Genomic DNA, 11,538 nt, shown 5'->3' on the forward strand with positions numbered 1-11,538 from the left:
CGGACGGCGCCCCGACCCGGCAACTCCTTGCGAACCCTGACGCCATGATGAAGGATTCCTTCACATGGCGCCAGGGTGCACGACGCGGTCAGCCGACCGTCGAGCCGAACACCTCGTCACGCACCGCGTCCAGCGCGGTACGCAGCGCGCCGCGCAGGATCGGCTCCTCGGTCAGCCCGGTGGTCACCACCCGGGGCCGGACCAGCGTGATCGCGGCGACCTCGTGCTGCACCCGCTCGGCAAGCGCCGCGCCGCCGGCCTGTCCGACCGCGCCGGCGAGCACCACGAGCGGCGGGTCGAGCACCACGCAGGTGCTCGCCACACCGAGCGCCAGCCGCCGGGCCAGCTCGTCGAGCATCGGCCCACCGGCGGTGCCGGCGGCGATGGCCGCGCGTACCACCTCGGCCGCCCGGGCCGCCGCGACGCCCTGCTCCGCCGCGTCCGGGCTGGCGAAACCGTGCTCGGCTGCCACCGCGCGTACCGCGTCGGCGCCGACGAGCTGCTGGAACGCCGGCTTGGCCCGCTTGGACACGTCGCGCGGGATGGGTGCGCCCGGCACCGGCAGGTAGCCGATCTCGCCCGCCGCGCCGCTGCTGCCGTGGTGCAGCCGCCCGCCCAGCATGATCGCCAGGCCGACGCCCGCGTCCACCCAGACGAGCACGAAGTCGGCTGTGCCCCGGGCCGCGCCGGACTGCGCCTCGGCCACCGCCGCCAGGTTCACGTCGTTCTCGAAGACGACAGGGGTGTCCAGGTCCTCGCGGAGCGCGGCGAGCAGGCCGCTGTGCCAGCGCGGCAGGTTGAACGCGAACGTGATGTCGCCGGTCTGCGGGTCGACCAGGCCGGGGGTGCCGAGCACGACGCGCCGGACGGCGGACAGCTCCGCCCCGGCGCTGCTGGCCGCCTGGACGACCGCGTTGTGCACCACGCCGACCGGGTCGTCGGTGTCCTTGGTGGACTGCTCGACCCGGCCGGCCACGGTGCCGGTGATGTCGGCGCAGGCCGCCACCACCCGCTCCGCGCCCACGTCCACGCCCACCACATACGCGCTGCCCGGCCGGACGGCGTAGAGCTGGGCGTTCGGGCCCCGCCCGCCGGCCTGCTCGCCGACCCGGGCGACCAGGCCGCGCTCCTCCAGCCGCTCGACGAGCTGGGACGCGGTGACCTTGGACAGCCCGGTCAGCTCACCGATCCGGGCCCGGGTCAGCGGGCCGCGTTCGAGCAGCAGCTCCAGCGCCGCACGATCGTTGAGCGCCCGCAGGAGTCGGGGGGTGCCGGGCAGCCGGGTCGCACTCATGCCAACGTCCTCAATTTTCAGTAAAGTTTTCTAACCACAAAACGCCTGCCGAGGGGTGCCCGTTAGCGTATCGGCCGCCCCCGTCCGCAGCGGTCGGACGACCCGGCAGGGAAAGGGGATACTCGTGGGTCTGGATCCAGGACTGCGCCGGCTCGCGCTGGGCACGCTGCTGGCCGCGTACCCGGGACCGGTCCCGCCGGACTGGGCGGTCGACCTGCTCGCCGACGGGCTCGCCGGGCACACCCTGTTCGGCACCAACATCCACGACCCGGCCCAGGTGGCGGCGTCCACCGCGGCGCTGCGCGCCGGCCGCTCCGACGTGATCCTCGCGATCGACGAGGAGGGCGGCGACGTCACCCGGCTGGCGCACGCCACCGGCAGCCCGTACCCGGGCAACGCCGCGCTCGGGGCGGTGGACGACCCCGGCCTCACCCGGCAGGTGTACGCGGCGATCGGCGCGGAACTGGCCGCTCTGGGCATCACCGTCGACCTGGCACCCACTGTCGACGTGAACACCGCCGACGAGAACCCGGTGATCGGCACCCGCTCGTTCGGGGCGGACCCGGAACGGGTGGCGGTCCACTCCGCCGCCGCCGTCGCCGGTCTCCAGTCGACGGGCGTGTCCGCCTGCGCCAAGCACTTCCCCGGGCACGGCGCCACGGTCGCCGACTCGCACCACGAACTGCCCACAGTCGACGTGCCGCCGTCGGTCCTTCGGCAACGCGACCTGCCGCCGTTCGCCGCCGTGGTCGACGCGGGCGTCCGCGCGGTGATGACAGCGCACATCCGGGTGCCGGCGCTGACCGGCGACGGCCCGGCCACGTTCAGCCGCGCGGTCCTGCACGACCTGCTGCGCGTCGAGTACGGCTTCACCGGCGCCGTCATCACCGACGCGCTGGAGATGAAGGGCGCGGTGCTCGCCGCCGGCGGGGTCGGTCCGGGCGCGGTCCGGGCCCTGGCCGCCGGCGCGGATCTGCTCTGCGTCGGCGCCCGGGTGGACGCCGAACTGGTCGAGTCGGTCGCCGCCGAGATCGTCGCGGCGATCGGCGACGGCCGGCTGGCGCGTGAGCGGGTCGAGGAGGCCGCCGGCCGGACCGCGGCGCTCGCCGCCGCCACCGGCCCCGCCGCCGCCCGGCCGCCCGCCGTCGCGGGCCTCGGCTACGCCGCCGCGCTGCGGGCGGTACGGGTCGAGGGCGACCTCACCCGCGCCACCGCGCCGCTCGTGGTGCAGGTGCACGCCACCTCCACCATCGCCGAGGGCCGGGTGCCGTGGGGGCTCGGCCCGCACCTGGCCGCCGGGGTCGAGCAGGCCCGCGCGGTGGCGGGCGAGACCGACCCGGAGCAGGTCCGGCGGCTCGCCGGTGACCGGCCGATCGTGCTCGTCGGACGACACCTGCACCGCCTGCCCGGCGCGCGCGAGCTGGTCGAGGCGCTGGCCGCCACGCATCAGGTGACGGTGGTCGAGATGGGCTGGCCTGGTGCGTGGCGGCCGGCGGGCGCGCGCGCCTTCGTCGCCACCCACGGCGCCAGCCACGCCAACGGCCGGGCCGCCGCCGAGGTGCTCCGCCTGACGGCCTGACCCACTCCCCACTCCCGGCCCGCTGTTTCCCGAACGGCGGGCCGCACTATTGAACGCATTCAAAATATGTCGTACGCTCAGGCCCTGAATTTGAACACGTTCAAGAGGGGCGACGGGGGATGGACGCGAAGGTCTGGATGTACCTGGCTTACCTGACGGTGAGCATCGGTCTGACCATCTGGGTGGCGCGGGCGCTGTCCCGCAACGGGTTGGTGTTCCTGCAGGACGTGTTCGCCGACAGCCGGCTGGCCGAGGCGGTGAACAGCCTGCTGGTGGTCGGGTTCTACCTGCTCAACCTCGGCTACGTCACGGTGGCCATGAAGGAGTCCGACCCGGTCGGCGACACCAGCCAGGCGCTGGAGCAGCTCTCCATGAAGGTGGGGCTGGTCCTGCTGGTGCTGGGTGCGCTGCACTTCTTCAACGTCTTCGCACTCGGCCGATACCGGCGCGGCCGCCTGCGCCAGCAGGCCACCCACCCGCCGCTGCCGCCGGTCAGAATGCTCCCGCCGCAGGGCGGACCGGTACCGGCGGGGCCGAACCCGCCGGCCCGGTGACGTCCGCCGCGGGCGGGCACCAGCAGGATCCCACCGGGCACGGGGCCGGTGGGATCCGCTGGTTCACCGTCCTGTACGACGCGGGCTGCCCGATGTGCCGGGCCGCCAAGCGGTGGCTCGCCTCGCGTGCCCAGCTCGTACCGCTGGAGTTCGTGCCGGCCGGGTCCGCCGAGGCCCGGCGGCGCTTTCCCGGGCTGGACCACGACGCCACGTTGCGCGATCTGACGGTGGTGGCCGACACCGGCGCGGTCTACCGCGGCGACGGCGCCTGGTTCGCCTGCCTCTGGGCGCTCGCCGAACATCGCGGCACGGCCGAGCGGCTGGCCCGCCCGCACCTGCTGCCGCTGGCCCGGCGGGTGGTGGCGACCGCCTCCGCGGTCCGCGAGCGGATCCGGGAACCGGGATACGGTGACGACGATGACCGAGCAGAGTGTGCCGACGACCGCTGCGAGCGGGTCGACGGCCCGGGGTGAGCAGACCCGCCAGCTGATCCTGGACACCGCGATGCGGCTGTTCCGCGAGCGCGGATACGCGCGCACCACGATGCGCGCGGTCGCCCAGGAGGCGGGCGTGGCGGTGGGCAACGCCTACTACTACTTCGACTCCAAGGAGCACCTGGTCCAGGAGTTCTACGCGGGCACCCAGCGCGAGCACCGGGCGGCGGCCGACACGGTGCTCGCCCGGGAACGGGACTTCGGCCCGCGACTGGCCGGGGTGCTGCACGCGGGCATCGACGTGCTGAGCCCGTACCACGCGTTCGCTGGCGCCTTCTTCAAGACGGCGGCCGAGCCGACCTCCCCGCTCAGCCCGTTCTCCGCCGAGTCGTCGGCCCCCCGGGACATGTCGATAGCGCTGTTCCGTGAGGCGCTGACCGGTTCCACCGCCAAGCTCGACGCCGAGCTGCGTGAGGCCCTGCCCGAGCTGCTCTGGCTCGGCTACATGGGGGTGGTGCTCTACTGGGTGCACGACCGCTCGGACGGGCAGGTGAAGACCCGGCAGCTCATCGACGGCGTGGTGCCGCTCGTGGACCGGCTGGTGGCGCTGTCGCGGCTGCGCGTGCTGCGCCCGGTCACCCGCCAGACCCTCGCCCTGATAAGCACGCTGCGTCACTGACCCGACTGACCCAGTGACTGACGATCCCGCAGGTGAGAGTCCATTACCGGACAGCGACGCACCCCTTGTTCACCACCGGCTCTAGCACATAGCGTTACCGATGCCGGGGCCTGGGAGGAAAGCTGCGGACCGTGGATCCGGCCCGGGATCCACGGTCCGCGCCGGACCGGTCAGCGGGAATCCGCCGGCTCGGCGGCAGCACCGGCTCAACGGGGGAAGACGCCGAACGCGGTGAAGCCCCGATCCGGGAATCCGGCCGCCTCGGCCACCCGCGCGGACGCGGCGTTTCCCGGGTCGTGCAGATAGGTGGGGATCGCCCCCTCGTCCAGCACCCGGCGCGCGGCCTGCGCGACCAGCCGCCGGGCCAGGCCGCGCCCGCGCGCCGCCGGCACCGTGCCCACCGCCAGCTCGTGCCCGTACGCGTCGTGCCGCTTGATCCCCACGCCGGCCCGGTACGCGCCGTCAGCGCCCCGGACCACGAGCACCTCCCGGTCGAACAGCCGCAGCCACGGCGGCAGTCCGGGCAGCGTGGGCGGCACCCACTCGCCCACCTCGGGCAGCGGCGCCGGGTCGGTGCACCAGCGCAGGACCGAGGTGTGCGCGATGAACTCGGGTGTGCCGACCGCGCCCGGCAGAGCGGGCAGCCACTCCCCGATCGGCCGGTCACGCACCAGCGCCCGTACCGCCTCCACCCGGTCCGCGGCGACCGAGAGGACGGTGCTGCCGTCCGCCGTCACCGCGACGGCTGGGCGCAGCCGCCCGTCCCAGGCCGGACGGGCGCGGCGGTAGGACCGGACGACGTGCAGCCCGGGGCCCGCCGGCCACTGTCCCAACCAGGTCGCCAGATGAAGGAAGACCCGCCGGTCGAGCATAGTGATCATGGTACGCCGTGCCGCCGCGCCCGTGCCCGCGGAATCGGCCGATCGCACCGGGGTTGAGACGCGCGGCCGATGGGTAGAGGGTCGGCACGCCAGCGACGGGTGCCGATTCCCGCTTCCGCCACCGGCCGCAGGATTCCGGCGCTTCGCGGAACCGAAGGCATCGACCCTGCGTCACATCCATTTCCATACATGTACAAGTTTCTCTGGGACGGTAGTGGTCATGCCTCACGAACCGAATGACCGATTCCAGCAGGACGCGGAGCGCGGCTGGCGGGTTGCGGCGGACGCCGGACGATTCCCGGCGCAGCCGGCGTACCGTGAGCGCCGCGACCGGGCCACCTCCTGGGCCGAGGTGAACGCCCAGCCGGCCGCCGCCTCGCGGCAAGGCCTGACCCCGCTCTGAAAGGGCGGGCGACGACACACCGGCCCGGGCGGCGTACCGGCCTTCGCACACCTGTGCGGTAGCGTCTTGTGGTCCGATTTCCGGCCTACGACAGGAGAAGCTCCGCGCATGGGCAAGAAGACGATCCACGTCTCCGACTTCACCGGCCGGGTGCTGAGCCCCGACGACGAGGTGGTCAAGGTCGTCGTCCTGGAGCATCCGGATCTGGTCGCCGGCCCCGTGCAGCTCGACGCCACCCCGGTCGAGGTGGAGAGCATCGACGACGCGGCGCTCGACGTCGCGGTGGTGGAGATCCACGACCGGCACGGCCACGGCGAGCCGCGTCGCGTGGTGCTGACCGCGAGCGAGTTCGACGCGATGGCGACCGACGTGCCGATGGCGCGACTGCTGCGTACCGCCGAGCGGGTCAAGCCGCCGAAGGCCCGCCGTACCACCGAGAAGATCGACTACGGCACGATCGAGCACGCCGGGCGCCCGCATCGCGGCCGGGTCACCGAGGAGGAGGCCCGGCTGGTCCGGGAACACCTCGACGAGGTGAACAAGCGCCTGGCCGACGCCGGCATCCGCCAGGTCGACCCCGCCGACCCGGAGCACGCCGCCCGGTACGGCTTCCCCACCGCCGCCTGACACCCCGCCTCCCGGGCACGCGCCCTCGTGACGCGTGCCCGGCGCGGGGTCAGGCCCCTTTCCGGGTGATCTCGGCCAGCGCCGCCTCGAACGCCGATTCCAGCGCGGGCTTCTCCAGGCCGAGCCCGCGCAGCACCCCGTCGTCGCCCTCCTCCTCCAGCAGGGCGAGCAGGATGTGCTCCGTACCGATGTAGTTGTGGCCCATCCGCAGCGCCTCCCGGTACGTCAGCTCCAGCGCCTTCTTGGCACGCGCGTCGTAGGGGATGACGTCCGGAACCCGATCGGCCTTCGCCGGCAGCGCCGCGGTGACGGCCTCCCGCAGCCGTTCCAGGGGTACGCCCCGGGCCACGATCGTCGCGGCGGCCAGCCCTTCCGGCTCGGCGAGCAGCCCGAGCGCGAGGTGTCCCGGGGCGACCTCGGCGTTGCCCGCCGCCCGCGCCTCCTCCTGCGAGGCCAGCACCACGTTGCGGGCGCGTGGGGTGAACCGGCCGAACCCGGAGTTCGGGTCGAGCGTGGCGGCGGTCTCCGCCTTGGCGGCGGAACGCTTCTGGGCGGCCTGCTTGGTCACGCCCATGCTGCGGCCGATCTCCGTCCACGAGGCGCCGGAGCGGCGGGCCTGGTCGACGAAGTGCCCGATGAGGTGGTCGGCGACGTCGCCCAGGTGGTCGGCGACGAGGACCGCGTCAGCCAGCTGGTCGAGCGCGTCGGTGTGTGCCTTCTTGATGCCGTCGATGAGGTCGTCGAGGCGTACCGGATGGGTCATCTTGTGCGGTTCGGTCTCCTCCATGCGTCAACCATAGGTTGACGATGTGTGGCGGTCAACCCTCGGTTGACGATGCGATCGAGGTTCCACCCCTGCGGGTCAGCCGCGCACCCACCGCTGGTTGCTGCCGCCGTTGCAGGTCCAGATCTGCACCGCGGTGCCGTTTGTGGTGCCCTGCCCGTTGACGTCCAGGCAGAGACCCGAGCCGACCCCGACGATGGTGCCGTCGGCGTTGAGCCGCCACTGCTGGTTGCTGCCGCCGGTGCAGGTCATGATCCGCGCACGGCTGCCGGACGCGGCGCCCGGGACGTCGAGGCACTTGTTGCCGTACACGGTGAGCTGGTTGCTCGTGCCGACCGTCCACTGCTGGTTGGGCCCACCGTTGCAGTCCCAGATCTGCACGACCGCGCCGTCGGCCTGGCTGGCGCCGTTGACGTCGAGGCAGCGGTTGGCGCTCGCGCTGCGCACCTCTCCGGTCGGGCCGCTGGAACCGTCGCCCGGCGTGATCGCGAGGTTGTCGAACTGGGCGGTGACGCCCTGGCCGGTGCCGTACCCGATCTGGCCGGCCACCCAGGCGGAGTCCGACACGGTGCCGACGGTGGTGCCGTCGATCGCCGCGGTGAGGGTGCTGCCGTTGAGCTTCAACGAGAGGTTGTGCCAGCGTCCGGTACCCAGCGTCGCGGTGTTGCCGCTGGCCAGGGTGCGCCAGTTGCCGCTGGTGTTGTTGCTCCGGATCGACCAGGCCCCGCCGTCGGTGACCCGGAAGTAGTAGCCGTTGAGGTTCTGCGGGCCCTGGTGGTTGTAGGTGTTGCCGCGGCCGATGAGCTGGGCGTAGCCGGGCTTCTCCAGCAGCACGTCCGAGGAGACCGTGTAGTTGCGCCAGGTCAGATCGCCCAGCAGGGCGTACGGTTCGGCCTGGCCGGACGTCCAGTAGATCGGCGCCTGCTCGGACATCTGGCGGACGCACTGTCCGGTCCGGCCGCCACCGCAGCCGACGATCTCGAACGAGCCCTGCTGGTCCATCAGGTACCGGGCCTCGCGCCCGGTGGCGTAGCTGTCGAAGTTGTCGCGGTACGGCAGATCCAGGGTGCCCTGGACCGGGCTGACAGCCGTGCCCTTGCCCTGCCCACTCGTGGTGGTGATGCTGTAGACGTAGCCGGGCTGGACGGTGAGCGAGAAGCGCCCGCCGTTCGGTGTGATGTCGGCGCCCCGGACGAAGTGGTCGGCGCTGTTGTTGGACCTGAGGTTCGTCGCCCACACGCGCACGGTGCCGGCGGAGAGCCCGCCGGTGACGGTGACGTCGAGCTGCTGGGACGAGCCGGCGTCCTGCGTCTCGATGACCGTGCTCCAGTCACTGTTGTTTGTGGACTTCAGCGAGACATAGCTGCCGTTGCCGCGGTTGCCCCCGAGGTAGCCGCTGGACGAGTCGAGATAGCGCCAGCCCGGCGCCGTGAACTGGGTGGTGTGCGCCATCACCCAGGTGCTCTTGCCGATCGAGTAGGCGCCGGACCACGGCTGCTGCGCCACCGCCACACCGGTGGTCGCCCACGGGATGTTGGGGGTGATGGCGGCGATCACCGGCCAGTTGATGTACCCGGTCATCCTGCCGTCGAGGTAGCCGCGGTTGATGCCCCGGGCGAGGGCCGGCGCGCCGGCGTTGTAGTCGTCGGAGCCGTTCTCACTGGCCCACAGCTGCTTGCCGGTGGAGATCGCATTGGCGGAGCTGGGGCAGCTGGTCTGGGCGCTGCGGTAGCCGCAGACGTAGTGGCTGCCGAAGACCTGCACCGCGTTGGCGAACGCCGGGTCCCGCAGCGAGTCGTCGGCGGCGCCCCACCCGAAGTCGTCCGAGGCGACGATCTTCACGTTGCCGTAGCCGCGGGAGTCGAGCGTGGAGCGCAGGTTCTTGTACCAGGTGGTGTTGTAGCCCTTCTCGTTCCACCCGCCGAGGTAGTTGATGGTCAGCCCGTGCGTCGCCGCGCAGTCCAGCCACCCGACGAGGTAGTTGATCGAGTCGGTGGACCAGAAGTTGCCGTTGCCGATCCAGCCGGGCGCTCCCCAGGCCAGACCGACCAGGGCGATGGCGGGGTTCCGCGCCCGCGCCTGCTCCATCAGCCACCACTCGTAGCCCCGGTTGCAGTTCACGCCGCCCCGGGTGTGCTCGTGGCTGGGCTCGGCGCCGGAGGTGGAGTTGGTGTCGCCGCCGATCTCCACCTTCATCAGCTGCATCGCGGCGCCGTAACCCGGCTTGAACAGGTAGTCGAGGATGTCGCTGCGCTGCGGCTCCGGGTAGTCGATCAGGAGTCTGCTGTTTCCGCCGCCGCCGCTGACCGCACCGACCCCGTCGAGCGCGCGCCCGCCGGAGGCGCCGTTGACGGTGAGGGCGGTCGCCGCCCGGGCCGGCGCGGCGGGGACGGTCAGCGCGAGCGCCGTCACCATCGCGGCCACCGCCGCCGACGCCATCCGTCGCCACGCCACATGTCCTCGGCTCATCCTGCTGGACACCGACCCACCTCCAGATAGACACGCGTCTATCGAACGTTCTGCATGTTAGCGTTCACATCACGGGTTGGTCAACGCCTCGCCGCCCCGGCCCCCACCCCACCGAACGACGCTCGCGAAAACGGGTAGGGTCGGTCGGGGTGAGCACCCATTCGACGCTGCTGTTCGTGCTCGCCGCCGTCGCGATCGTCATCGCCGTGCGGTGGATCGCGGCCCGCACCGGCCTGCCGGCGGCGGCGCTCCTGCCGCTCATCGGCATCGCGTACGCGCTGCTCCCCGGCCCCAACGTCGGCCTCGATCCCGAGCTGGTGCTCATGGTCGTGCTGCCACCGTTGCTCTACAGCGCCGCGCTGGACTCCTCCCTGCTCGACATCCGCCGCAACCTGCGGATCGTGGTCAGCCTCTCGGTGGTGCTGGTGCTGCTCACCGGACTGCTCGTGGGCGTCGGGTTCCACCTGTTCGTGGCCGGCGCGACGCTGGCGGCCGGCATCGCCGTCGGCGCCGCGGTCGCCCCGCCCGACCCGGTCGCCGCCCTGGCTGTCGGCCGGCGGGTCAACCTGCCGCCGAAGATGGTCACGATCATCCAGGGCGAAGGGCTGCTGAACGACGCCACCGCGCTGACCATGCTCAGCGTCGCTGTCGCCGCCGCGGTGGGCGGCGAGTTCTCGTTCCACGCCGCGGTCGGGCAGTTCGTGCTGGCGGCGGCGGGCGGGATCGCGGTGGGCGTGGTCGTCGCCCGGGCGAAGCGGCTGCTCCGCCCGCTCACCGCGGACCCGCTGCTGTCGAACGCGATCTCGCTCGCGACACCGTTCGTGGCCTACCTGCTGGGCGAGGCGCTGCACGTCTCCGGCGTGCTGGCCGTGGTGGTCGCCGGCCTGATCGTCGGCCACCAGACACCGCAGTTCGGGTCCGGCGCCGCCCGTCTCCAGACCAACGCCGTGTGGCGGCTCGTCGACTTCCTCCTCGAAGGCTTCGTCTTCCTGCTGATCGGCCAGCAGCTCCCCGCCGTCGTGCGGGGCCTGCGCCAGTACGAGACGTCGACCATCATCATCGCGGTCGCCGTGTCGGTCGGCGTGGTGCTGCTCCTGCGCCCGGCCTGGCTGGTGCTGACCCAGTGGCTCCCCCGTTCGCTGCACACCCGGCTCGGTGGCGTCTCCGAACAGGACGACACCGACGAGCCGGACGCGGCACGGCGGCACGGCGGCGTCGACCGCGACGCCCGCGGGCTGACCGCCCGTGAGGTGGTGGCGCTGAGCTGGTCCGGTACGCGCGGCGTGATCAGCCTCGCCGCGATCTTCACGCTGCCGCTGACCACCCGCGACGGAGACCCCTTCCCGGACCGTGACCTGCTGCTGTTCTGCACCTTCGTGGTGGTCCTGGTGACGCTGGTCGGGCAGGGTCTGACCTTCGCGCCGCTCGTGCGGATGCTCGGCCTGCGCGCCAACGAGGCCGACCAGGCCCGGGTACGCAACGAGGCCCGCTCGGCCGCTGTGGAGGCCGCGCTGGCCCGCCTCGACACCGTCGCCACCGAGGAACCGGACAGCCGGGTCGCCGTCGACACCACGCGCGCCCAGTTGGAGACCCGGCTGGCCCGCTACCGGGGGCGGCTCGACCTGATCGAGCAGAGCGGATCGTCGGAGCTGCCCACCTCACCGGAGTACGAGACGGCGCTGCGGGTCCGCCGGACCGTCCTCGAAGCGCAGCGCGAGGAGTTGCTGCGGTGGCGCGACTCCGGCCGGCTGCCGGACGAGGAACTGCGCGTGCTGGAACGCGAACTCGACCACGAGGAGCTGCTGCTGCCGAAGCGGGCGCCGAGCTGAATCCT

The 11,538-nt window shown here is 72.7% G+C and carries 11 protein-coding genes; 7 read left to right on the forward strand and 4 right to left on the reverse strand.

The window, feature by feature from the left end; translation table 11 throughout:
• Nucleotides 1-88: 88 nt before the first annotated feature.
• The gene (locus tag ACGFIA_RS02680; RefSeq protein WP_357390240.1) at nt 89-1,294 is read right to left on the reverse strand and encodes an ROK family transcriptional regulator; all 1,206 of its coding nucleotides are present in this window, start codon (nt 1,292-1,294) and stop codon (nt 89-91) included.
• Between the two features lie 124 nt (nt 1,295-1,418).
• On the opposite strand from ACGFIA_RS02680, the gene ACGFIA_RS02685 reads away from it, so the two are divergent.
• The 4 genes from ACGFIA_RS02685 (at nt 1,419) to ACGFIA_RS02700 (ending at nt 4,540) form a co-directional block, all read left to right on the forward strand.
• Nucleotides 1,419-2,873 (forward strand): glycoside hydrolase family 3 N-terminal domain-containing protein, encoded by a 1,455-nt coding sequence (locus ACGFIA_RS02685; RefSeq protein WP_357390242.1) that lies wholly within the window; start codon nt 1,419-1,421, stop codon nt 2,871-2,873.
• A gap of 119 nt (nt 2,874-2,992) precedes the next feature.
• Nucleotides 2,993-3,427, forward strand: coding sequence for a hypothetical protein (locus ACGFIA_RS02690; protein WP_357390244.1), 435 nt, complete (start codon nt 2,993-2,995; stop codon nt 3,425-3,427).
• Nucleotides 3,424-3,900 (forward strand): DCC1-like thiol-disulfide oxidoreductase family protein, encoded by a 477-nt coding sequence (locus tag ACGFIA_RS02695; protein WP_357390246.1) that lies wholly within the window; start codon nt 3,424-3,426, stop codon nt 3,898-3,900. The genes ACGFIA_RS02690 and ACGFIA_RS02695 overlap by 4 nt, the downstream gene beginning before the upstream one ends.
• Nucleotides 3,845-4,540 carry a TetR family transcriptional regulator gene (locus ACGFIA_RS02700; RefSeq protein ID WP_357390248.1) on the forward strand — a complete coding sequence of 232 codons (696 nt, stop codon included), beginning with the start codon at nt 3,845-3,847 and terminating at the stop codon, nt 4,538-4,540. Before ACGFIA_RS02695 ends, ACGFIA_RS02700 begins: the two co-directional genes overlap by 56 nt.
• Before the next feature lie 206 nt (nt 4,541-4,746).
• Here the strand turns inward: ACGFIA_RS02700 and ACGFIA_RS02705 are convergent, their stop codons facing one another.
• Nucleotides 4,747-5,412 carry a GNAT family N-acetyltransferase gene (locus ACGFIA_RS02705; RefSeq protein ID WP_357390250.1) on the reverse strand — a complete coding sequence of 222 codons (666 nt, stop codon included), beginning with the start codon at nt 5,410-5,412 and terminating at the stop codon, nt 4,747-4,749.
• 229 nt (nt 5,413-5,641) lie between these two features.
• On the opposite strand from ACGFIA_RS02705, the gene ACGFIA_RS02710 reads away from it, so the two are divergent.
• Nucleotides 5,642-5,824 carry a DNA repair protein gene (locus ACGFIA_RS02710; RefSeq protein WP_357390252.1) on the forward strand — a complete coding sequence of 61 codons (183 nt, stop codon included), beginning with the start codon at nt 5,642-5,644 and terminating at the stop codon, nt 5,822-5,824.
• Between the two features lie 108 nt (nt 5,825-5,932).
• The gene (locus ACGFIA_RS02715) at nt 5,933-6,451 is read left to right on the forward strand and encodes a hypothetical protein (protein WP_357390254.1); all 519 of its coding nucleotides are present in this window, start codon (nt 5,933-5,935) and stop codon (nt 6,449-6,451) included.
• 49 nt (nt 6,452-6,500) lie between these two features.
• Here the strand turns inward: ACGFIA_RS02715 and ACGFIA_RS02720 are convergent, their stop codons facing one another.
• Both ACGFIA_RS02720 and ACGFIA_RS02725 read right to left on the reverse strand, forming a co-directional pair.
• Nucleotides 6,501-7,238, reverse strand: coding sequence for a Clp protease N-terminal domain-containing protein (locus ACGFIA_RS02720; protein WP_357390256.1), 738 nt, complete (start codon nt 7,236-7,238; stop codon nt 6,501-6,503).
• Nucleotides 7,239-7,313: 75 nt separating this feature from the next.
• Nucleotides 7,314-9,674, reverse strand: coding sequence for an RICIN domain-containing protein (locus ACGFIA_RS02725; RefSeq protein ID WP_393258600.1), 2,361 nt, complete (start codon nt 9,672-9,674; stop codon nt 7,314-7,316).
• A 179-nt stretch (nt 9,675-9,853) separates the two neighbouring features.
• On the opposite strand from ACGFIA_RS02725, the gene ACGFIA_RS02730 reads away from it, so the two are divergent.
• Nucleotides 9,854-11,533 (forward strand): Na+/H+ antiporter, encoded by a 1,680-nt coding sequence (locus ACGFIA_RS02730; protein ID WP_357390258.1) that lies wholly within the window; start codon nt 9,854-9,856, stop codon nt 11,531-11,533.
• The last annotated feature ends 5 nt before the right edge of the window (nt 11,534-11,538 follow it).

The sequence above is a fragment of the Micromonospora sp. NPDC049203 genome, from assembly GCF_043197215.1.
Lineage (GTDB): Bacteria > Actinomycetota > Actinomycetes > Mycobacteriales > Micromonosporaceae > Micromonospora.